Source organism: Pantoea sp. SIMBA_079, from assembly GCF_046940275.1.
Classification (GTDB): Bacteria; Pseudomonadota; Gammaproteobacteria; order Enterobacterales; family Enterobacteriaceae; genus Pantoea; species Pantoea borealis.
Genome location: NZ_JAWRYR010001013.1, coordinates 1 through 230, shown reverse-complemented (window position 1 = coordinate 230; position 230 = coordinate 1). Strand labels below are relative to the sequence as shown.

Genomic DNA, 230 nt, shown 5'->3' with positions numbered 1-230 from the left:
AACCGGATTTCTGATCCTTGTTCCATTTCTGGTTTTCGCAATCTTTCCGGCCAATACACAAAGCTTTTATCCCTATCCCGGACTGGATGGGTTTGGCATTTATAATCGCCATACATCGCTTTTGCTCTACGTGCTGATATGTGGATTGCTGTTTATGCGAAACGGCGCAAAGCTCGCGCTGTTTTGTGCGGCAGTGATGCTCGCCTTGTTTTTGATGAAGGTCACGGGCT

The 230-nt window shown here is 47.4% G+C and carries 1 protein-coding gene; it reads left to right on the top strand.

Going from position 1 to position 230, the window contains the following annotated elements; all coding sequences use genetic code 11:
- The coding region (locus SB719_RS22975) for a hypothetical protein (protein ID WP_412160162.1) at positions 1-230 on the top strand (230 nt) is incomplete at both ends.